The sequence below is a fragment of the Microcoleus sp. AT3-A2 genome (assembly GCF_036705685.1).
Classification (GTDB): domain Bacteria; phylum Cyanobacteriota; class Cyanobacteriia; order Cyanobacteriales; family Microcoleaceae; genus Microcoleus.
The window spans coordinates 163,685-186,305 of record NZ_JAUBVF010000003.1; the positions used below are offsets into that span (position 1 = coordinate 163,685).

Below are 22,621 nucleotides of genomic sequence, written 5' to 3' on the forward strand. Positions count from 1 at the left end.
ACAGGTCAATTAGGTCACAAGTTCCGCCTTAGTTAACCGCACTCATAAATTCATAATCCTGTTTAAAGATTATGATGGTTGTGAGACGATGTATTAACGGATAACAACAGGAATCCCCTTGATTGCGAGGAACCAACGTGCAGCCAACAGACCCTAGCAAATTTACAGATCAAGCCTGGGAAGCGATTGTCAAATCCCAGGATGTAGCCCGCCGCTTTGCCAATCAGCAGCTAGAGGTTGAACATTTAGCCATCGCCCTTCTCGAACAGCAAGGCCAGGCCAACAGCATTCTCAGCAAAGCTGGAGTCGATGTCGCCCGCTTTGCCCAGCAGTTAGATGCTTTTGCCAAACGACAGCCCAGAGTTGCCAACGCTGACCAACTATACCTCGGCCGCGGCTTAGAAGTGATGTTAGATGTTGCCGAGGCCACCAGGGCGACTTGGCAAGATAATTTTATCGCCGTTGAACATTTATTAATTGGTTTAGTAGAAGACGAACGAGTCGGTCGCAGGTTGCTGACAAAAGGCGACGGGCCGCCGGGCCGCCCAGGTTACGATCGCAAACCCCCAGCCGGTACACTCGATCGACCAAAACTCGAAGAAGCAATCAAATTAGTCCGCGCCACTGCTAAAACCCAAGAAAAAAATTCCGAAACGGGGAAAGGCAGCCGCAGCAGCGCTAAAGCCCAAGATCAAGATGGCGAAGCTAACTCCGACGCCCTCAGCAAGTACGGCCGCGATTTGACAGAAGCCGCCAAAGCCGGCAAACTCGACCCAGTAATCGGCCGCGACGAGGAAATCCGCCGCGTGGTACAAGTTCTTTCCCGTCGTCAAAAAAACAATCCGGTGTTAATTGGCGATCCCGGAGTCGGAAAAACTGCGATCGCCGAAGGTTTAGCCCAGCGAATTGTCAACGGCGACGTACCGGAATCTTTGAAAAATCGCCAGCTATTTAGCCTCGACATGGGCAGTTTAATTGCTGGGGCAAAATTCCGGGGCGAATTTGAAGAACGATTGCGGTCTGTCCTGCGGGAAGTCATCGATTCCGACGGGCAAATTGTCCTATTTATTGACGAATTGCACACGGTTGTCGGGACTGGTGGCGGTGGCAGTTCCGGTTCGGGAATGGATGCGGGAAATTTGTTAAAACCAATGTTGGCGAGAGGTGAATTGCGCTGTATCGGCGCTACAACTCTCGACGAATTCCGCAAGAATATTGAAAAAGATCCTGCACTGGAACGTCGCTTTCAACAAGTATTTGTCGGCGAACCCAGCGTTGAAGATACTGTTTCGATTTTGCGCGGATTGAAAGACCGTTACGAACGCCACCACGGGGTAAAAATTACTGATTCGGCCCTGGTAGCTGCTGCAACTCTGTCTTTTCGCTATATTTCCGATCGCTTTTTGCCGGACAAGGCGATCGACCTTGTAGATGAAGCGGCCGCCCACTTGAAAATGGAGATTACCTCTAAACCTGTGGAATTGGAAGGCATTGACCGCCGGGTGATGCAGTTGGAAATGGAAAAATTGTCGATCGAAGGGGAAGGAAAAGGTGCTCTAGCCCCTGGGCTCGGCTTCCGCGTCGAACGCATCACATCTGAGATTGACATCTTAAAAGTCAAGCAGGAAAAATTGTCCTCTCAGTGGTTGGGTGAAAAGCAGTTGTTGGATGCAATCAATAAATTGAAAGCAGAAGAAGACCAATTGCGAGTGCAAATCGAACAAGCAGAAAGGGCTTACGATTTGAATAAAGCCGCACAGTTAAAGTACGGCAAGTTGGAAACGGCGGTGCGCGATCGCGAAGCGAAAGAAGCGGAACTTTTGAAACAGCAAGCTCAAGGTTCTTCCCTGCTGCGCGAAAAAGTTACTGAGGGCGATATTGCGGAAATTGTCGCCAAATGGACGGGCATTCCGGTTAACCGGTTGTTAGAATCCGAACGCCAAAAATTGCTGCAATTGGAAAAACATTTGCACCAAAAAGTCATCGGTCAAGAGGAAGCTGTAACAGCCGTGGCGGCGGCAATTCGGCGCGCTAGGGCGGGTATGAAAGATCCGGGGAGGCCGATCGGCTCTTTCTTGTTTATGGGCCCCACAGGCGTCGGAAAAACTGAGTTAGCGCGGGCGTTGGCGGAGTTTTTGTTTGACAGCGATGATGCGATCGTCCGTATCGATATGTCGGAATACATGGAGAAGCACAGCGTTTCTCGGTTGGTAGGAGCTCCTCCCGGATATGTCGGTTACGATGAAGGGGGACAACTTTCCGAAGCTGTGCGGAGACATCCTTATTCGGTAGTGCTGTTTGACGAAGTGGAAAAAGCGCACCCGGACGTATTTAACATTTTGCTGCAAGTGTTGGATGACGGCAGAATTACCGATTCTCAAGGTCGAGTGGTTGACTTTAGAAATACCGTAATTGTGATGACTAGCAATATCGGCAGCGACCACATTTTAGACGTGTTTACTAAGAAGGAAAAAACCGTCAAAAAACCTGCGAGTCGGAAGCAGGAAACGAAAGATTTGTCAAGTCAAAAGACAGATTATAAAGTGGCTGCCGATGGTACCGTTGAGGTGTCGGCCGAGCGAGTCGATGTTGATACTGTAACTAAGAGTGAAAACAAGACTGAACACAAGACTGAAAACAAGAGCGAAAATGAAAATTTATTGACTCAAGACCGGGAGACAGACCAAGAGTACGAACAGATGTTAAAACGGGTGATGACAGCGCTGCGATCGCACTTCAGGCCTGAATTTCTCAATCGGGTGGACGAGATAATTTTGTTCCACACTTTGAGCAAGGTCGAACTGCGGCAAATTGTCAGCATTCAAGTCAAGCGGATCGAGCGTTTGTTGGCCGAGCAAAAAATCACTTTGGAACTGTCGGATGCGGCGAAAAACCATATCACAGATGTCGGTTACGACCCGGTTTACGGCGCTCGTCCCTTGAAACGCGCTATCCAGCGGGAGTTGGAAAACCCGCTGGCTAACAAGATTCTGGAAAATGCGTTTGTCGAGGGAGATACAATTGCGATCGACTGTGAAAATAACTCTTTGCAATTTCGCAAAAAAGATTCTCGCCCAGCGCTGACAGGTAACAGTTTGTAGTTGCCGAATAGTTTGGAACAGGCAAGATGCCTGTTCCACAAATAATAAGTCTTCTTGTGGAACAGGCATCTTGCCTGTTATTGAAAATTAGGAATAGGCATCCTGCCTGTTATTGAAAATGGTGAAACCTGTTACTTGATATCAATAATTCGAGATGGTGCTGCTGCCGTAAGCATCCATGCTGTAGGCGGGAACGCGAACGCTGTAATCCATCTCTGTTGCTGTGATTGCTACAGCCAATTTTTCAAAAGAATCATCGTTCCAATTCCGCTCGTGGATGGGCTTTGACTGTTCCCCAAGGAAATATGCTTGAGTGCCAATTACTGAGGCTGCGACCCAACCGACGATTAAAAGAGCGATTACAATAGCCATATTTGCTTTTTCCTTAACTTTTGTTGCTTTATGTAAACTAATGTAACGAAAATTAGTAATCAACGTCAAGGTACTGTAATGTCGTGGCAACCGTCCGGCAGGTAGTAAATACCGCACCTAATCCTGAGTCTGTAGGGTATGCTTAGTGTCAACAAGGGATCTAGACTGGGCTACTAGCGAGAGATACAGAGGGGTTTCAGGCTTAAGTTGACACGCCTTGGTAGGGTGTGCACCGCGCATCGGTAGCTAGCACAGTACCCGGATTGCGAACTGTATCCAAAATAGCAAAATAGATTGTTGAGATTTTATAGTTAAGAACTTATAAGTTTTGCGTTAATAAATTACGATTAAAAGTCTGCCGCTGGCATGAGGATCGCGGTCAAATTATAAGTTATGATTTATCAGTTTGGGTTTGAACTAAGAAATCCCAATTACCACATTTTAAGTACAAATTCCCAATTACCAATCATCGCTAAAAATCATGGCAAACTCAATCTTAAATAACGACCCGTTGTGGTTCAAAGATGCGATTATTTACGAAGTGCCTGTTCGGGCTTTTGCCGACAGCAATGCAGACGGCATCGGCGACTTTAGAGGGCTGACTGAAAAACTGGATTACCTGCAAAACTTGGGAGTAACAGCAATTTGGGTACTTCCATTTTTTCCCTCGCCGCTGCGAGACGACGGCTACGATACATCTCACTATACTACCGTCAACCCGATTTACGGCACATTAGAGGATTTTAAAGACCTTTTAGAAGCAGCGCACGAGCGGGGAATTCGAGTCATTATTGAGTTGATTGTCAACCACACTTCCGATCAGCACGCTTGGTTTCAGCGAGCGCGCCGCGCCCCGAAAGGCAGTAACGAAAGAGATTTTTATGTGTGGAGCGACACGCCGGAAAAATATCAAGATGCTCGGATTATTTTCAAAGATTTTGAAACCTCTAATTGGGCTTGGGATGCGGTAGCAAAAGCTTATTACTGGCACCGTTTTTATTCCCACCAACCCGATTTAAATTACGACAATCCCGCCGTCCGCCAAGCCATCTTAGATGTAGTAGATTTTTGGTTGGCACTGGGAGTAGATGGACTGCGAATGGATGCGGTGCCTTACCTGTACGAGCGGGAAGGTACTAACTGTGAAAACCTGCCAGAAACTCACCTATTCCTGAAGCAATTGCGGCAGCACGTAGATGAGAAATTCCCGAACCGGATGCTGCTGGCTGAGGCGAATCAGTGGCCGGAGGATGCGGTTGAATATTACGCTGCTGGCGATGAATGTCACATGAACTTTCATTTTCCGCTGATGCCGCGTTTATTTATGGCTTTGCATATGGAAGATAGCTTCCCCATTAGCGACATTCTCCAGCAAACTCCACATATTCCTAATAATTGTCAGTGGGCATTATTTTTGCGGAATCATGATGAATTGACGCTGGAAATGGTGAGTGATGAAGACCGAGATTATATGTATCGGGTTTACGCTCAAGACACTCAGGCGAGAATTAATTTGGGCATCCGCCGCCGCTTGGCTCCTTTGATGGGAAATAACCGCCGCCGCATTGAGTTGATGAATGCTTTGCTGCTGTCTCTTCCGGGTACGCCGGTGCTTTACTACGGCGATGAAATTGGCATGGGAGACAATATCTATTTGGGCGATCGCAACGGGGTTAGAACTCCGATGCAGTGGAGTGGCGATCGCAATGCCGGTTTCAGCCGTGCTAACCCGCAGCGGCTGTACGCACCGCCAATTGTTGACCCTGAATATCACTACGAATCTATTAACGTGGAAGCGCTGCGGGCGAATCCGAGTTCTCTTTGGTGGTGGATGAAACGCCTAATTGCAATTAGGCAGCGCTTCCAAGCATTCGGTCGCGGGACTTGCGAGTTTCTGTACCCGGAAAACCGCAAAGTTTTAGCTTTTGTACGCACTTATCAAGACGAACACATCCTCGTAGTGGCTAATTTGTCGCGCTTCGTCCAGACGGCAGAATTAGACCTGGCGCCCTTTAAAGGTGCTGTTCCCGTGGAGATTTTCGGCCGCACGGAGTTTCCTCCCGTTGGTGAGTTGCCTTACTTTTTGTGCTTGAGTCCTCACACGTTTTACTGGTTTACTCTTACTGTTAAACACGAAGATTTTTCGTCGCACGGTCATCATAAAGACTTGCCTAGTTTGGCGGTGATAGGCAATTGGAAAACTGCTTTTGCTACAAGTCAGTTAAGCGATATGCTGCTCAATCTTTTGCCGGGATACTTGCGACGCAATCGCTGGTATAGCGGTACAGACAGGACTATTCAATCATTAGAAATAAGTGAGGTTGTACCAGTTGAATGTAAAGATAGTGCGGGGGAGCAATCTCAAGTTTACATTCTGTTCTTGCTGTTGAATTATACTGAAGGTATGCCGGAAACTTACGTTTTGCCTTTAGGTTGGGAAGAGATGAAAGGTGATGTGGACGATCGGGCGATCGCGCGCCTGCACTTCCCAGAAACCAACAAGGAAGTCGGCATACTATTTGATGCTGCTGGGGAGAAAGGTTTTCTGAGCTCGCTGCTGGGGGCGATCGCCAATTCTCGCAGTTACACAGGTGTAACAGGTCAACTGCTAGGAATTGCCGACAGTGCATTCAAATCAGAAGAAGAGTTAGCGCAGCTCGAACCTCACCTGTTCAAAAAAGAACAAAGCAATACATCTGCAGGTTACGGCGACCGCTTCGTCCTGAAAATATTGCGAAAAGTCGAGGAAGGAATCAACCCCGAATTAGAAATCGGACGCTTTTTAACCGAGAACAACTCGATCCAACACTACGCTCCAATTACCGGAGCATTGGAATATCACACACCAGCAAAACAAGTCCTTACAGTCGGAATCCTACAAAAATTAATCCCCGACAGCGTAGATGCTTGGTCTTATACATTAGACACACTGCGTGACTATTTCGAGCAAGTAATGACAGTAGAAGCAAAGCATTCCGGCGAAAATTTATCTATTTCCCCCGAAAATTATTTACCGAGCGCTTTGACCGGACAAACGCAGCGGCAGCCAAACTCGCTAGTAGCGGATTTATCCCTAGAAATTCCGCCATTAGCTCGCGAACTCATCGGCTCTTACTTAGCATCAGCCGAACTTTTAGGTAAGCGGACAGCCGAACTTCACCTCGCTTTAGCTTCTGACACAGAAAATCCCGCTTTTGCCCCTGAAAGCTTCACCTCCTTTTACCAGCGTTCCATTTATCAACACATGAGAAATCTGGCCGGAAGAACTTTGCTGGAGCTAAAAAAACGGCTGTCCAAACTGCCGCCAGAAATACAAAAATCGGCGCAAACGCTCCTCAACCGCGAAGATTTGCTCATGGAACGTTTCAAGTCTATTTTGAACTTGAGAATCACCGCCGATAGAATCCGCTGTCACGGGGACTTTCATTTTGGGCAAGTTCTTTATACAGGCAAAGACTTCGTAATTATTGATTTCGGAGGAGAACGCGATCGACCCTTAAGCGAGCGGCGGATGAAGAGGTCGCCCCTGCGAGATGTTGCGGGAATGCTGCAATCTTTGAGTTACGCTGTTACTTTGGCACTCCGCAATGAAGTAGAAAGCGGCATGATTCGCCCTGAAAATCTCCCGGAGATGCAGCAGTGGGCGAACGTTTGGCACCGCTGGGTTAGCCTCACTTTTCTTAACAGCTATTTGGTAACAGCAGCCGATGCAAGTTTCTTGCCCAAATCTATACCGGAACTACAAGTTTTGCTGGATGCTTACATTTTGGAAAAAGCGGTTGCCGAGCTAGCCTACGAACTGAATTACCGCTTGGATTGGGCGGAAATTCCGCTTCAGCGGATTCTACAATTGCTGAATTAATAAGGGCGGGTTTATCTATACTCGTTAGGGTGCGTGACTTTTTAGTTCCTCAATTAACAGCGAGATGCTGGAAAATCACGCACCTTACATGACACCAAATCTGCTTGGATAACGATTCGATCGGCGAATATAATTCGCTCTTCTACAAACAAATACCGCGCCAAGCGAGGCTAGAAGAAAAGATGGTAAAAAACTGATTTCGTATTACTTAAAATAAAGAGCTGCTTGATACAAAACTTGTTCTTGATGGGTTAACAAAGTGCAGTCAGAAAGCGGGTAAGCCACACAAGTAACAGCATAGCCCGCTTGCAATTCAGACGGCTTCAAAAACTTTTGTTCGCTTTGGTCGATTTCACCGCTCAGCAGTTTGACAACGCAAGCAGAACACTCTCCTTGCTTGCATCCATTCGGCAAGCGAATGCCGGCATCTTCTGCCATATCTAAGATATACTGGTCGTCTGGTACTGCGATCGTGCGATCGAGCGCGAGAGCCTCATTCACCAACCGAACTTGATAAACTGCCATTTCCACCTCTTATATTTGGATTGCTTGTATTCAAGCAAAATAGATGATTACAACTTACAGAAAAAATTAAATTGTAGGGTGCGGGCGAAGCACATTCCGCTATACATGATAGCTAAAAAACCCAGTATTTTCAAAACACCGGGTTTTTGAGAAACCACAACCTCGATCGCTATACTAGACAAGTGCTTCTTGATAATCTAGATTTTCATCTAGATAAATAGCCCGAATATCCTCCGGCAAGTTGGATTCTAAACTTTGATATCCTTTTTGCAGCAAAGCCTTTACCTGAGCCGGCGAAATAGCTTCGCCTTCTGCTTGCAAATAAGCTGCAATTCGAGTTTCGCTCCAGCGGAAAGTCTGAGCCATCAACACCACTAAACGCGGCAGGGGCGCTAACAACTCCAAGGCTTGTTTGACGTAACACCACAGGGGAGGCGGAGCCGATTGCAAAGAATAGTGAATAGACTCAACAGGGGGCAATTCAGCTTGATTGATGCAGACGGCTGTGACATTAATCAGCCAGTTTTGGAGACTAAGATTTTCGCCATCAGACTCTTGGATTTCGCGACGCAAATCGAGGCCTCGGAGTTCGTGATAGATGTGCAGCCAAGTGTGGGCAAACAGGTAATCGCCTTGTACGGGCGATCGCACGGAATGGCGAATTAGGGAGTGTACAATTTGAGCATAGCGGCAAAAAATCGCCGTGAAGAAGCGACCCTGATCGGGATGGTTTTGAAACAGGGTCAATAATTCCTGGTCGCTGTGATGGAACAGGGATTTGACTACAGGATGGTTGAGTTCTGAAAAATTAGGTGTTTGCACAATTGTTCTGGAATAGCTTGGAGAATAAATGCTGGTGCAGCCCGATTCTACACTACGATCTACATTTGAGGCAACTACTTAAAAACTGTTGATATTTAAGTCAATTAATTATATAATAGAGTTGTTGGTGATGCTGCATTAATTTAAATTAATACATATAAACTCTATGTATCCAGCGCACCTAAAAAGATAATTAGTTGTTTCAATGGTAAGGTTATTGTATGTCTAGCATTAATACTGGTATCGAATGGTGCGATCGAACATGGAATCCTACAACAGGCTGCGATAAAGTTAGTCCGGGCTGCACACATTGTTACGCCGAAGCATTAACAAAACGGTTTCATACTAATTTTCCTAACGGATTTACTTTAACCGAATACCCAAAGCGCTTGAACGAACCTAAGAGTTGGCGAAAGCCGAGTCGCATTTTTGTTAACTCAATGAGCGATTTGTTCCATGAAGATGTTTCTCTTGAATTTCTGAAACAAGTCTTTGATGTAATGCGTGAAACTCCTCACCACATTTATCAAATTCTTACGAAGCGACATGAGCGTTTAGTAGAGTTAGCTCCTCAACTTGAGTGGTCGGATAATATTTGGATGGGGGTGTCTGTTGAAAATCAAAACTATGTTCATCGGGTGGATCATTTGCGACAAGTCAATGCAAAGGTACGCTTTTTATCCTGCGAACCACTTTTAGGGCCGTTACAGCTTGATTTAACAGGAATTCACTGGGTAATAGTTGGGGGAGAGTCGGGGCAAAAACACCGTCCGATGCAAGCCGAATGGGCACAAAGTATTCGGGATCAATGTCAGGATGCTGGAGTCGCGTTTTTCTTTAAGCAATGGGGAGGTAGAACACCTAAAGCTGCTGGGAGACTGTTGGATGGGAAAATTTGGGATGAGATGCCCGATGTGTTGGAGCGGCATTTAACAAAGTGCAAACAGCACGCACTGGAACCCAATCGAAAAAGCAACAACGTAGGTGTTACTGCTTTGCTGGAAATGTGATTTTTACCGTCTCTGCCAGTGTATTTTTTCTTCTTTTATTAACAGGTGGATCGGTGATAATTTTTCCCTCCGCCTCCAGTTTAAGCAAAACCTCCCTGTAGTTTTTCTCAATGTAGCGCTTGCCAACGTGATGGCGATTATAAATGTCTACTCTAGTTAATGTCTGAGCTGCAAATTCATCCATAAGCATATTTTCAAGCTCATCAAGAGGTCGGTAAAGTTCATATAACAAAGGATACTTGGGTGGCGCTGGATTGTACTCTAAAGACGGAACACCTTGTTTAAAACTAGAGCTTTCTCCAGCCATGACACCTTTCATAATTGAATAACCCAATACATTCTTTGATACAAAAATCAGGTGATGGCTAGTCCTATTGCCGCTCTCATTTTTGAACCCAAAGGGTAGTACATATGAACCACCTATTTCTTTCAATGCCTGACAGATAGCTTCCACAATTATTAACTCTCGCTCGTCTGGTTGCTTCGACTCAAGGTGTTCTCTCAGATGATCTGCTCGTTCTTTACCAAAAAGGGCGTTCATATGGGACTCTACTGCTGCATTATTCAACCCCATATTAATCCGGTTGTAGTTGAAGAAAAATATGCAATCGCATCCCCAACTAATGATTAGTGAACCAATTAGTCTAAGTGACAAGCCTTTGTAACCCCAAGGATCAATAAAAAAGAGTGTAGGAACATTATTAATTTGCCGAACTTCTTGGACGATTTCTTCTCCAACCTCCTTATTTAAAACTTTTGGTTCATGTTGTAATCTACCTATGTTGGGGATGGCTGCTATAGCCTGTTGGAGAGAGTGAGTATTATTGGAGTCTTTATCATTAAACAGTGTTACTAGCATTTCTGACATATCTGGATCGGCAATAGCACGTTCCAATATAAGTAGTGGAGTAGACTTAGAACCGTCTTGATAGCGACCGGGCCCAGAGAACAAATCAATATAGGCAATGTTACTATTCCATTTCTTGGCTCTTGGTATAATTACCTTTGCCCAAGCCCAAAAGTATTTAGCAACTATTTCTGATTTCACTAAAGAATTATCTCTGGACTCATCAAAGAAAGAACTGTCAGCCATCACTGTTACCTCTACACTCTAGTTCCTTTTACGGATACTGCATAATAGTACCATAACCTCCGCCCCCCGGAGTTTCAATTACAAACACATCCCCCGGCTGCATTTCCACAGTCGCCGTACTCCCCAAATCCTCAACTTTTCCATCAACTCTTTCAACATAATTCTGCCCAACTTTCCCCGCTTCCCCCCCATTCAAACCGCAAGGAGAAATCACCCGCCGCCCCGATAAAATTCCCGCCGTCATCGCCTCCCGAAACCGCACTCGCCGCACAACTCCATTACCGCCACTATGTGATCCATTCCCCCCACTATTAGCCCGAATTGCAAAACTTTCTAACAACACCGGGAAGCGCCATTCTAATACTTCTGGGTCAGTTAAACGCGAATTAGTCATGTGAGTTTGTACCGCATCCGTACCATCAAAACTTGCACCCGCACCCGAACCGCCGCAAATAGTTTCATAATATTGATAGCGCTGATTTCCAAAGGTAAAATTATTCATAGTTCCCTGAGAAGCCGCCATCACTCCCAACGCACAATACAAAGCATCGGTAATATTCTGCGATGTTTCCACATTTCCGGCAACTACCGCCGCCGGATAGCGAGGATTCAGCATACAGCCTTCGGGATTGATGATTTCGAGAGGTTTCAAACAGCCCGCATTTAGAGGGATATCGTCATCTACCAAGGTGCGGAAAACATACAAAACAGCGGCTTTGCACACCGCAGCGGGAGCATTAAAATTGTTGGATTGTTGAGCAGAAGTGCCAGTAAAATCTATTTTTGCACTGCGCGCAGATTTGTCAATTGTAATCGCTACCTTAATTTGTCCGCCACTATCCATCGGATAAGTAAACTCGCCATCTTGCAAAACATCAATTACCCTGCGTACCGACTCTTCCGCATTGTCTTGTACGAAGCCCATATAAGCTTGCACAATTTCTAAACTGTAATGTTCTACTATCTTGAGAAGTTCTTCAACACCGCGCTTATTAGCAGCAATTTGTGCTTGCAAATCGGCTATATTGTGAGCAGAATTGCGAACAGGAAAATTACCCGCTGTCAAAATTTCTAGTAATTCTTTTTCTCTAAAAAGGCCCTTGCTTACTAACAGCAAATTGTCAAGCAATACACCTTCTTCAGTTACTGTTGTACTGTTAGGAGGCATGGAACCGGGAGTGAGGCCGCCGATGTCGGCGTGGTGTCCCCGCGAGGCAACATAAAACAAAGGAAGGGAGGAATCACGATCGAATACTGGAGTAATAACGGTGATATCTGGTAAATGCGTGCCGCCGTTGTAGGGATTGTTAGAAACATAAACATCGCCGGATTGAATCGCATTGCCTTGTGCTAAAATTAAAGCTTCAACGCTTTCGCTCATCGAGCCCAGATGTACGGGAATGTGCGGCGCGTTGGCAACTAATTGCCCGTTTTTGTCGAAAATTGCACAGGAAAAGTCGAGGCGTTCCTTGATGTTGACCGAGGAACTTGTGTTTTGCAATGTGACGCCCATTTGTTCCGCGATCGCCCGAAACAAATTATTAAAAATTTCCAGCAAAACCGGATCTGATTTAGCCGCAGATAAACGCGAATGAACGCCGATATTCTCTGCATCCATCTGCGTGCATCTGCGGTTCAAAATTAAATCATTATTTTCGGTGATTTCCCCTTCCCAGCCCGGTTCTATGATATTAGTTCCCGTAGCTTCAACAATCATAGCAGGGCCTTCTATGCAGTCGCCCGATCGCAAATCGTCTCTCTGATAAACAGGCGTTGCCCGCCACCCGCCAGCAACATAGGTTTGCACGGTTGAAATTGGTTGCACAGGCAAGATGCGCCTCCCACCAGAGGGGGAAATTGTGGATGCTTCCGGCACATCCATTCTTTCTACAACTTCCACCGAAACCGCTTCCACAATCAGCGGTTTTTCTGGCATAATAAAACTGTAACGCTGTCGGTGGGCTGCTTCAAATTCAGCCTGCATCGCCTCAATATTGTCAGCAAAATCAACCGCCAAAACCGAGTCACTTCCCTGATATTTTAAGCGCAGCTTGCTAACAACTAAAACCTCTGACTCATTCTCTGTGTTCTCTGCGCCTCTGCGGTTCAATTCCCTCTTTCCTTCAGCCTCCAATTCGATTAAAATATGATGCAAATCAGGTAATAATTCTGCATTTAATTGTTGCTCGATCGCCCTTTCGCGAATAGCCCGCACATCAGCCAAACCCATACCGTAAGCCGACAACACACCCGCATAAGGGTGAATAAATACCCGTTTCATCCCCAAAGCATCCGCGATCGCACAAGCGTGTTGGCCGCCCGCACCGCCGAAACAGCACAATGTATACTCCGAAACATCGTAACCGCGCTGAAGCGAGATTTTTTTGACAGCATTTGCCATCTTTTCCACAGCGATCGCCAAAAAACCCTCCGCCACCTCTTCGGCCGTCCTCTCGCCCCCAATTTCCCCCGCTAATTGCCCAAATTTTTGCTTTACTACGTCAGGGGCGATCGGCAAATCTCCATTCAATCCAAATACTTTCGGGAAAAAATCCGGTTGAATTTTCCCCAACATCACATTGCAATCAGTCACCGTCAAGGGGCCGCCTTTTCGATAGCAAGCAGGCCCAGGATTGGCCCCTGCAGACTCCGGCCCGACGCGGTAGCGAGATCCGTCAAAAAAGACAATTGAACCGCCGCCGGCTGCTACAGTGTGAATTGCCATCACGGGCGATCGCAATCTCACCCCTGCAATTTCCGTCTCAAATTCGCGTTCGTATTCGCCGTTAAAATGGGCAACATCTGTCGAAGTTCCGCCCATATCAAAGGTAATAATTTTATCAAAACCTGCCTTTTTGCTCGTTTGAACAGCACCGACAATTCCCCCAGCAGGCCCGGATAAAATACTGTTTTTTCCTTGAAATTGTGCGGCGTCCACTAAGCCGCCATTTGATTGCATGAACATTAATTTGGGGAATTGGGCATTGGGCATTGGGCATTGGGCATTGGGCATTAATAATCCCTCGTTCCCGGAATCTGCCTCGATTAACTGACTGATTACTTGTTCGACATAACGCCGTAAAATCGGAGATAAATAAGCATCGACAACCGCAGTATCTCCCCGCGAAACCAGTTTCATCAGCGGGCTAACTTCGTGAGATACTGAAATTTGAGTAAAGCCAATTTCTTTCGCTATTTTAGCAACTTGTTTTTCGTGTTCCGAGTAGCGGTAGCCGTGCATGAATACGATCGCACAACTGCGAATTCCCTCATCGTATGCTTGCTGCAAAGACGGGATAAACTCGGGATTGACAGCAGTTAACTCCTCACCTTGAGCGCTGTAGCGTTCCGCAACTTCAATAACTCGATCGTACAGCATCTGGGGCAAAACAATGTGACGCGCGAAAATATTCGGGCGGTTTTGATAGCCAATTCTCAGCGCATCGCCGAAACCTTTAGTAATTAACAGAATTGTGCGATCGCCCTTTCGTTCCAGCAAAGCATTTGTCGCCACCGTCGTCCCCATTTTAATCGCTTCAATTTCGGCGGCAGGTATAGCTGCGCCGGCGGGAATTCTCAAAATATCGCGAATTCCTTGAACAGCGGCGTCGGTGTAGCGTTCTGGGTTTTCCGACAGCAGCTTGTGAATGACTAATTTACCGTCGGGGCTGTTGGCGACAATATCGGTAAAAGTACCGCCGCGATCGATCCAAAATTGCCAGCGAGTGCGATCGGGAGAAGTAGGATTCATATCTCTTTTTTTTGAAATTTTTGCTTGATTAATTTATAAGTATTCAACAAACTTCTGTTCGAGTCAATTCATAAAATTCATAACTTCTGGTCATAAAAGTCATAATTTCTGGCTGCTCAAACTAGCAGGCGCTCGATCGTGTTAATTATAGATGTCGAATGCCCTTGACTAACCCCTGACAAACACCAGCCAGAAAATCCAAATCCAAAGTCTCAATCTTATCGCTTTCTCGATGATAATGCGGATTTCGCATATTAGCAGTATCAGTCACCATAATAGCCCGATAACCATTATCCCAAAAAGGAACATGATCGCTGCGGCGAGTATCCGGCACAATTAAACCTCGATTCGGCACCGGCAGCCACTCGCAGGGCTGACCAGATTTGCGAATTTTGCCACTCAAATTAATCAAATCGGGAACCGTCCGCAAAGTGCCAATTAAAGCAATAAAATTGCCACTATTTGGATAAAAATATTTCAACCCAGCGGGATAGCTTTGAGAATTAGGATTATGGTTGCAATAACCCAACATTTCCAAAGAAATCATTAACCGGATTGACTCTTGCTGTTGCTTGTATTTAGCTGCATGATGACTGCTTCCCAAATAACCGTATTCTTCCATATCGAATGCGACTAATTGCACTGGATATTTGAGCGGCCCAGATGCGATATCCCTTGCGAGTTCCAGCAAAACAGCAACACCAGTAGCATTATCATCGGCCCCAGGCGATCCGGGTACAGTATCGTAATGAGCACCAATTATGATCGGCGGCAACCGCTTCTTACTCGCCCGATCGAAGGGGGGTAAATCCAAGATAAAATTGTGATGAATTCGACCGCGCACGGAAAAATCGTCAATTTCTACAGTTCCCCACTGTGCCAACTGTTCCCGGATGTATTGCTGGGCATAAAAATGCCCTTCGGATGCGAGGTATGGATTGCGATCGCGTACAATTTGAATCAGATGGCTGTGCAAGCGTTCCTTGAGATCCATGCGATCGGAGATACAATGAGTACACTAAGATTATATGGGATTGAATTATGATTGGAGAAGTCAGAATCGAAAATTATAAGTCCATTCAAAAGCTGAAGCTAGAATTAGGACGAGTAACTGTATTGATCGGTGAAAATGGCTGCGGCAAGAGTAATATCCTAGAGGCGATCGCCCTTGCTTCTGCGGCCGCAGATGACAAGCTGGATAACGAGTTTTTAGCTTCTCGCGGCATTAGAGTGACAGAACCTCAATTAATGCGATCGGCTTTTGAAAAGGAAAAGTTAGATAAAGATATCAAGATTGATATCATAGGAAATAATCAAGAAAAATTTAGTTGTCTTTTAGATAATGATAACTCTCCATATTCTCAGTGGATAGATAAAGAATCCGTATATTCTATGATGGCATATTTAGAAAATAATAACATAATAGCATCATTAGGAAATCAAGTTGAAATATCAGATGAATTGAAAAAAAAATTACCGCCAGATGAAACAGTATTGTCAATGCTAAAATATCTGCATAATTCATTCCGCCATCTAGATGAAAGAAGAAAAATAGCAGCTCAAGAAAATATATTTTCTTTAAAATTTTACCTTCTAAGATTCACCATTTATTCTCCTGAAAACCAAGCATTACGAACTTTTGAAAAAGAAGGACAAATCCAACCATTAGGGATTAATGGAGAAGGTTTGTTTAAACTGTTAAAATTTTTGAATTCAGATAACCAGGCTCGGCTTAATGAAATAAAGAAAAAACTGCAATTGATAGATTGGTTTCAAGATTTTGAAGCTCCTCCAGATTTATCAAATATTCAGAACTCTCTCCAAATTAAAGATAGATACTTAGACCCAGATTTAAATTACTTCGATCAAAGAAGTTCTAATGAAGGCTTTTTATTTTTGCTTTTTTACTTCGCTTTATTTATTAGCGATATCACACCTAATTTTTTTGCAATAGATAACATTGATGCTTCCCTAAATCCTCGATTATGTCGCAGGTTAATCCAAGAATTAGAACAACTCGCAAAAAAACATGACAAACAAGTCATTTTTACAACTCACAACCCGGCAATTTTGGACGGTTTGGATTTAGAGGATGACGAACAGCGGCTGTTTGTGATCTACCGCAACCAATTAGGGCATACTAAAGCTAGACGCATTCTCAAACCTAAACCTTTGGAGGGACAAGAACCTGTAAAATTATCCGAGGCTTTTTTGAGGGGCTATATCGGAGGACTTCCTAAGAATTTTTAATATGATTAGTTTTGGATTAATTACTGAGGGATTGACTGACCAGATTGTGATTGAAAATATTTTAGCTGGATATTTCAATAGTCCAGATTTAGATATCAGACAACTTCAACCAGAAAGAGATAAAGACAATGAGAATAAATCCACATACGGCGGCTGGACTCTAGTTTTTGATTATTGTAAGTCAAGCGATTTTAAACAAGCCTTCCAATTTATTGACTATATCATTATCCAAATAGATACGGATGTGTCAGACGATTATAATATCCCCAAGCAAGATGAAAACGGTGAATTTACTCCTCAGCAGTTAATTGAAAAAGTTATTGAAAAGTTTAGGGGTGCGATCGGCGATGATTTTTACAGCAATAATCAAGAAAAAATTATATTTGCAATCTCCGTGCATTTTATTGAATGTTGGTTGCTTCCACTGTATTATACCGCCAAAAATAAAAAATATAAATTTAAGAGCTGTCTCGATACTTTAAATCAGGAACTTACGAAAAAACACAAGTTTACGATCGACGCTAATGCTAAAAATCCTGAATATTATCGAGAAATTTCAAAACCATATCGCAAGCATAGAGTTTTGATGAAGCATTATGCAGATAATCCCAGTTTAAAAACTTTATAGAACAGATTCAAAGCAGAGACATTAAGATTGGTGTTGAAGAGGATTGGTAATGCAGCAAGTTATTATGTCATATAATAGAAACATAGTTATCGGAGATTACCATGCAAGCATACAAACTTAGAGGTAAAATCGATGCAACTGGCAACTTGGTAGTTGTGGAACCCGTGAATATGCCGCCGGGAGATGTAGAAATCATCGTTTTGCAGCTACCTGAAACGGTTAAACAAGCCAGCACGTCAGAAAATGCGATCCAACCTGAAGCACCTAAAAAAAAGTTTAAAACTAACGTGAAGGCATTTCAAGGTTTATTCGATCGAGATGCTGTACCGGAACCGCTGGATTTTGACGATCCAGACAAACAAGCAAAATGGGAATATTTAAAAGAGAAACATAACTTGTGAAAATCCTGATAGACACCAATATAATAGTAGATGTTGCGATTGATCGAGAACCTTTCTTTGCTGAGAGCGATCGCATTTTAACTTTTGTTGAAGAAGCACAAATTCAAGGCTATATTTCAGCCTCAACTTTTAGCGACCTTTACTATATTATCCGCAGAGACAGAGGCCGCGATTGGACGCTGGATTTTTTGCGGCAGTTAGCCACATTTTGTCAAGTAGCAACAGTAGATAACTCTGTTATTTCAATGGCATTAACTTGCAACTTCAAGGATTTTGAAGATGCGATTCAGTACAGCACTGCTGTAATTAATCGAATTGATGCCATTGTCACCCGCAACCCGCGAGATTTTCCGGTTACTACTCCTAGGATTGTAACTCCCAATCAGTTAATTCTTGAATTAACCAATTCTCCCTAAATTTGTCAAAGCGCTAAACTTCTGATTCCAATTCGCTAACCCGCAACTGCACGGGTAATTCTACAGAATTCAACTCTGACGATTCTAATAATCCTGTTGCTTCAACTTCTGCACTCGCTTCACCGTGCCGCACTTTTCGCAATTTCTCACCCAATGAATCCCGCTGGTTAATCAAATAAATACTCACCAAAGTCAGCCCAACTCCCATCGATTGTAGCGGATTGAGCACTTCGCCCAAGAACAAATTGCCGAACAGCAAAGCAAATACAGGCGTAAGAAAGGTAAGAGAACTTAAACTGGTGAGACTGCCACTCGAAGCAAAATAAAAGAATAAACCGTAGGCGATCGCACTTCCGAACACGGTAGAATAACCTAACGCCATCCAGCCCGAAAAATCGATATTCACAAACTGTTCAGACTCAGTTGCAGCCGAAATTGCCAACAGCGGCAAACCGCCCAAAATCATGTGCCAACCAGTCGCCACCACCGGGTCAACATAACGGCAAACCCAGCGCACCAAAACCGTACCCACAGCCATCGACAAAGCAGCCAACAGCATCAACCATTCTCCACCCTGAAACAACTGTTCGATACCCCCAGAAACCTCCCTGTTTTCAGGATGAAAAAGCCCCAAAATCCAGCCATCGGGCAACCCGATCAAACTAATGCCCGCAACGCCAATAACTAATCCCAACCAGCCCCAAAAACCAATTTTTTCTTGAAACAGCCACAAACACAAAATCGCCACAGCTAGCGGTTGAGAATCAATCATCACCGAACCCAAGCCGGCACTGGTTCTCGCCAAACCTTCGGCTAAAAAGCCTTGAAACAAAGTAGCGTCAACCAAAGCAAACAACGAAATCCACAACCAAGCTTTCCAACCCTGCGGCTGCGGTTTTCCCATGAATGCCGCCGCCAGCAGCACCAACACGCCCGCAGGTACTAAACGCACGAATGCCACAAACAGCGGCGTTGTGTGCGGCATCACCCCCTTCATGGCTACCATCGCGGTTCCCCACAGGAAAAACGGCGCAATTAGCAACAGCGGTGCGAAAGGCAGTTTAGAATCGGTAAGTTTTAGCTGCATGGCGGAGACTCCAAATAATTGATGAGATTGATTCTCGTGGGGATGATGTAGTTTTGTTAAGCAATTTTTACAATTATATATTGGTGTTGAGTTAAATGCGATCGCACAAATCTCGATCGGCCATTAGGAATAGGCAAGATGCCTGTTCCACAAAATCAAGGTGGAACAGGCCCGAAAGCCTGTTGCGAACAATCTGGAACGGGCTCTTCGTTCTGTTGCGAACACAGGCACAACATCTACCCCGATGAATAAGGCACACTATAAGAAGTTAGCTATAAAAATCCGTAACATTGCCTGTACACTGCCCATGATTTGGCCATTCAAGCCCCGCTACCGCAAACAAATCGCCCGTATCGAAATCACCGGAGCCATTGCCGGAGAAACCCGCAAACGAGTCCTAGAAGCTCTCAAAACCGTTGAAGAACGCAAATTTCCCGCCTTGCTGCTGCGGATAGACAGCCCCGGCGGCACTGTCGGCGATTCCCAGGAAATTTACAGCGCGCTCAAGCGTTTGCGCGAAAAAGTCAAAATTGTTGCCAGTTTTGGCAATATTTCAGCTTCTGGTGGAGTTTACATCGGCATGGGAGCCGAGCATATCGTTGCCAATCCGGGTACAATTACCGGCAGTATTGGCGTGATTATCCGGGGCAACAATCTAGAACGGCTGTTAGAAAAAGTAGGCGTTTCTTTTCAGGTGATTAAATCGGGGCCGTATAAAGATATCTTGGCATTCGATCGCGAATTGACCGATCCTGAACAGCAAATTCTGCAAGATTTGATCGACACCAGCTACCAGCAATTCGTGGAAACCGTTGCGGAAGCCCGGAAATTGCCTGTTGAGAAAGTGAAAAGTTTTGCCGATGGTCGGGTTTTTACCGGTCAGCAAGCCTTAGAATTGGGTTTGGTCGATCGACTGGGAACAGAAGAGGACGCTCGCCGCCTTGCCGCCGAACTCGCAGGCCTCGACCCGGAAAAAACCGAGTCTTGCACCCTAGAAAAACAAAAACCTTTCCTAAATCGCGTCTTGGGGAGTAGTCTGGATATATCTGGGCTTTCAGCTTACAATAATGTGCTGGAATTCGAGCTTTCTACTAGCGGTTTGCCGCTGTGGATGTATCGCCCGTGATTAAATAAATTAGTCATTAGTCAGGAGTCAGTAGTCATTCGTTATTCCCTGGATGATTGGGCGATTGAAATCTGTTGACCTCAAACTCAAATGTGGCGCTCCGCCCATCATAAGCGCTTTGCGCTGGCTTCGCCTACGAGTTCGAGGTAAAACTACACAAACGAAGTCCACTCAAGCGGGGACTCAGAAATAAAGTGGGTATTTAAGCCTAATTTAGTATGACTAATGACTAATAACTAATGACTAATGACTAATAACTAATGACTAATGACTAATGACTAATAACAAAAATATGGAGGAAATTTGCGTGGAGTGGCAAGTGCGGGGGATTCGTGGGGCAACAACTGCTAGCGAGAATTCGGTGGCAGCAATTCGAGAAGCGGTGAGAGAATTATTAGATGAATTAGAAGCAAAAAATGATATAAATCCCGATTTAATTATTAGTGCTACGTTTTCTGCAACTCGTGATTTAGATGCTGTGTTTCCGGCCGCGATCGCCCGCGAACGTCCTCACTGGTGTAATGTTCCTTTGTTGGACGTGCAGCAAATGCACGTTGAGGGTGCTTTGGAACGCTGCATCCGGTTTTTAATTCACGTTAACTGGCAGGCACATACTGAAATTTATCATCCTTATTTGCGGGGAGCTCAAAATTTGCGCCCCGATAGGAATTTAGCGGTGGCGGTGGCTGGGGAAAAATAATACATTCACTTTGGGCTTGATTTAAAAGTTAACTCACCATTACAGGTGGGTTTATTTTTTACGGGAATTGATACAGTACAAAACCTGCCCTGGGGATATATGGTTAAAAGCTTTTGTTATAAAAAAAACCCGGCTTCTCAAAGAAACCGGGTTTTTTGTCAATCAGACGCTTTCTTGTGATGCAGCCTAATCCCTAAAAAGATGTCATATATAAAACTCCAAAAGTCCTTTTTCCCTTCCAATATTCCCAAACTTTGAGGGGAACCTTTCTCATCCAACAGCGGCTTCACAGCCTCATAAGCAGGCTTGTAATTGTACCAAGGAATAGAAGGCCACAAGTGATGAATCAGATGATAATTCTGCCCCAAAATCAAGATATTTAGAATAGGACTAGGATATACTCTGGCATTTTTCCAACGATCGCGCTCGTGAAAAGGACGGTGCGGTAAATAATCAAAAAATAACCCCAACGCCAACCCCACCACCAAAGCCGGAGAAAACCAAAAATTCAGGACGTAATCTAAATGGTCGTATTGAATCGAGATATACACGATCGCAATCACAAACAAACGGCTGAGAAACCATTCCAATAATTCGTATTTCCGCCACAGTTTGCGCTTAAAAAAGAAAATCTCGTGGTAAAAAAACCTCGCAGCAATCAACCACAAAGGCCCGCCGGTCGAAACATAATGGTCTGGATCGTTATCTGGGTCATTAACGTGGGCGTGATGCTGCATATGTACCCGCGTAAACACCGGGAAAGCAAAACCCAACATCAGCGCGCTACCGTGTCCCAAAATAGCATTAACTGTGCGATCGCGATGGGCTGCATTATGAGACGCATCGTGAATCACAGTTCCAGCCATGTGCAAAGCCAACACGTTCAATAAAAAACAGCACCATTGGGGCCATTCCCAATACCAGAAACCCAAGTAAGAAATCACGATAATCGCTACTGCACTCAAAAACAGCAGCAGTGTCGGATTAAAGTCACCGGGAGGACTCAGAAACTCTTTCGGCACTGTCAGCGGCCGTCCTGCCTCCGACATCTTTGTTAAGACTCCTTAATATTTCACACTTGCGTAGTATAAGATACAAGCCGGACAATAGTAAAGTTTTATGAAAGAACTGAGTTCGATCGCCAGAAACTAGCGTCTGTACAAGCAGCAAAGTATTGCTGTTGTACAAGGATACCAGTCCTAAATTAGCCAAAAGAGTTCAGCAGACCAAATAAAATAAATGGGTATGTCTGTATTTATGTCAAGCCTGAGATCGGAAAAATTTGCAAAAAAGAGCGCTCCCCAAGAAAAAATTACCGATGGGTAAAAAGTCAGATATTCTATATATTGTTCAATACCTGCTTTCTTGACGACTATCAAAATTTTTAAGACTTGAGAGTAGCGTCATTGCTTGTAGTCAGGAACCTCAGCTATCAGGCATGAGGCTTGTAAGAGATTCTTGCGAGCCGTCCTGACCA

Annotated in this window: 17 protein-coding genes; 9 read left to right on the plus strand and 8 right to left on the minus strand. The window is 44.8% G+C overall.

Features of this window, described 5'->3' with window-relative positions; translation table 11 throughout:
• Positions 1-137: 137 nt before the first annotated feature.
• Positions 138-3,101, plus strand: coding sequence for an AAA family ATPase (locus tag QUB37_RS03595; RefSeq protein WP_333159322.1), 2,964 nt, complete (start codon positions 138-140; stop codon positions 3,099-3,101).
• 141 nt (positions 3,102-3,242) lie between these two features.
• Here QUB37_RS03595 and QUB37_RS03600 read toward each other — a convergent pair whose 3' ends face one another.
• Positions 3,243-3,473, minus strand: a complete 231-nt coding sequence (locus QUB37_RS03600; RefSeq protein WP_333159172.1) for a photosystem II protein, Psb35-related — start codon at positions 3,471-3,473, stop codon at positions 3,243-3,245.
• Between the two features lie 481 nt (positions 3,474-3,954).
• On the opposite strand from QUB37_RS03600, the gene treS reads away from it, so the two are divergent.
• Complete coding sequence (gene treS / locus QUB37_RS03605) at positions 3,955-7,335, plus strand: maltose alpha-D-glucosyltransferase (RefSeq protein ID WP_333159173.1); 3,381 nt, start codon at positions 3,955-3,957, stop codon at positions 7,333-7,335.
• 204 nt (positions 7,336-7,539) lie between these two features.
• On the opposite strand, the gene QUB37_RS03610 is transcribed toward treS, so the two are convergent.
• Together QUB37_RS03610 and QUB37_RS03615 are read right to left on the minus strand one after the other, a co-directional pair.
• Complete coding sequence (locus tag QUB37_RS03610; protein ID WP_333046751.1) at positions 7,540-7,860, minus strand: 2Fe-2S iron-sulfur cluster-binding protein; 321 nt, start codon at positions 7,858-7,860, stop codon at positions 7,540-7,542.
• A 174-nt stretch (positions 7,861-8,034) separates the two neighbouring features.
• Positions 8,035-8,682, minus strand: a complete 648-nt coding sequence (locus tag QUB37_RS03615; RefSeq protein ID WP_333155212.1) for a sigma-70 family RNA polymerase sigma factor — start codon at positions 8,680-8,682, stop codon at positions 8,035-8,037.
• Between the two features lie 221 nt (positions 8,683-8,903).
• Between QUB37_RS03615 and QUB37_RS03620 the strand changes: the two genes are divergently transcribed.
• Positions 8,904-9,692 (plus strand): phage Gp37/Gp68 family protein, encoded by a 789-nt coding sequence (locus QUB37_RS03620; RefSeq protein ID WP_333159175.1) that lies wholly within the window; start codon positions 8,904-8,906, stop codon positions 9,690-9,692.
• Here the strand turns inward: QUB37_RS03620 and QUB37_RS03625 are convergent.
• The 3 genes from QUB37_RS03625 to QUB37_RS03635 form a co-directional block, all read right to left on the minus strand.
• On the minus strand, positions 9,670-10,785 hold the full coding sequence (locus QUB37_RS03625; RefSeq protein ID WP_333159176.1) for a three-Cys-motif partner protein TcmP: 1,116 nt from the start codon (positions 10,783-10,785) through the stop codon (positions 9,670-9,672). The genes QUB37_RS03620 and QUB37_RS03625 overlap by 23 nt on opposite strands.
• A 28-nt stretch (positions 10,786-10,813) precedes the next feature.
• On the minus strand, positions 10,814-14,536 hold the full coding sequence (locus QUB37_RS03630; RefSeq protein ID WP_333159178.1) for a hydantoinase B/oxoprolinase family protein: 3,723 nt from the start codon (positions 14,534-14,536) through the stop codon (positions 10,814-10,816).
• A 145-nt stretch (positions 14,537-14,681) separates the two neighbouring features.
• Positions 14,682-15,530 (minus strand): M28 family peptidase, encoded by an 849-nt coding sequence (locus tag QUB37_RS03635; RefSeq protein ID WP_333159180.1) that lies wholly within the window; start codon positions 15,528-15,530, stop codon positions 14,682-14,684.
• 47 nt (positions 15,531-15,577) lie between these two features.
• On the opposite strand from QUB37_RS03635, the gene QUB37_RS03640 reads away from it, so the two are divergent.
• The 4 genes from QUB37_RS03640 to QUB37_RS03655 all read left to right on the plus strand — a co-directional run bounded on the left by QUB37_RS03640 (position 15,578) and on the right by QUB37_RS03655 (position 18,231).
• Positions 15,578-16,786 (plus strand): AAA family ATPase, encoded by a 1,209-nt coding sequence (locus QUB37_RS03640; protein WP_333159182.1) that lies wholly within the window; start codon positions 15,578-15,580, stop codon positions 16,784-16,786.
• Between the two features lies 1 nt (position 16,787).
• The gene (locus QUB37_RS03645; RefSeq protein WP_333159184.1) at positions 16,788-17,414 is read left to right on the plus strand and encodes a phage tail protein; all 627 of its coding nucleotides are present in this window, start codon (positions 16,788-16,790) and stop codon (positions 17,412-17,414) included.
• 101 nt (positions 17,415-17,515) lie between these two features.
• Positions 17,516-17,815, plus strand: coding sequence for a hypothetical protein (locus QUB37_RS03650; protein ID WP_333159186.1), 300 nt, complete (start codon positions 17,516-17,518; stop codon positions 17,813-17,815).
• Positions 17,812-18,231, plus strand: coding sequence for a PIN domain-containing protein (locus tag QUB37_RS03655; RefSeq protein WP_333159188.1), 420 nt, complete (start codon positions 17,812-17,814; stop codon positions 18,229-18,231). Before QUB37_RS03650 ends, QUB37_RS03655 begins: the two co-directional genes overlap by 4 nt.
• A 13-nt stretch (positions 18,232-18,244) precedes the next feature.
• On the opposite strand, the gene QUB37_RS03660 is transcribed toward QUB37_RS03655, so the two are convergent.
• Positions 18,245-19,318 carry a DMT family transporter gene (locus QUB37_RS03660; protein ID WP_333159190.1) on the minus strand — a complete coding sequence of 358 codons (1,074 nt, stop codon included), beginning with the start codon at positions 19,316-19,318 and terminating at the stop codon, positions 18,245-18,247.
• Positions 19,319-19,625: 307 nt separating this feature from the next.
• On the opposite strand from QUB37_RS03660, the gene sppA reads away from it, so the two are divergent.
• Positions 19,626-20,444: a signal peptide peptidase SppA gene (gene sppA / locus QUB37_RS03665; RefSeq protein ID WP_333159159.1), complete on the plus strand. Its 819-nt coding sequence runs from the start codon at positions 19,626-19,628 to the stop codon at positions 20,442-20,444.
• A 274-nt stretch (positions 20,445-20,718) separates the two neighbouring features.
• The gene (gene aroH, locus QUB37_RS03670) at positions 20,719-21,144 is read left to right on the plus strand and encodes a chorismate mutase (RefSeq protein WP_333159192.1); all 426 of its coding nucleotides are present in this window, start codon (positions 20,719-20,721) and stop codon (positions 21,142-21,144) included.
• Positions 21,145-21,302: 158 nt separating this feature from the next.
• On the opposite strand, the gene crtR is transcribed toward aroH, so the two are convergent.
• Positions 21,303-22,193 (minus strand): beta-carotene hydroxylase, encoded by an 891-nt coding sequence (crtR, locus tag QUB37_RS03675; protein ID WP_333159193.1) that lies wholly within the window; start codon positions 22,191-22,193, stop codon positions 21,303-21,305.
• Positions 22,194-22,621 lie beyond the last annotated feature (428 nt).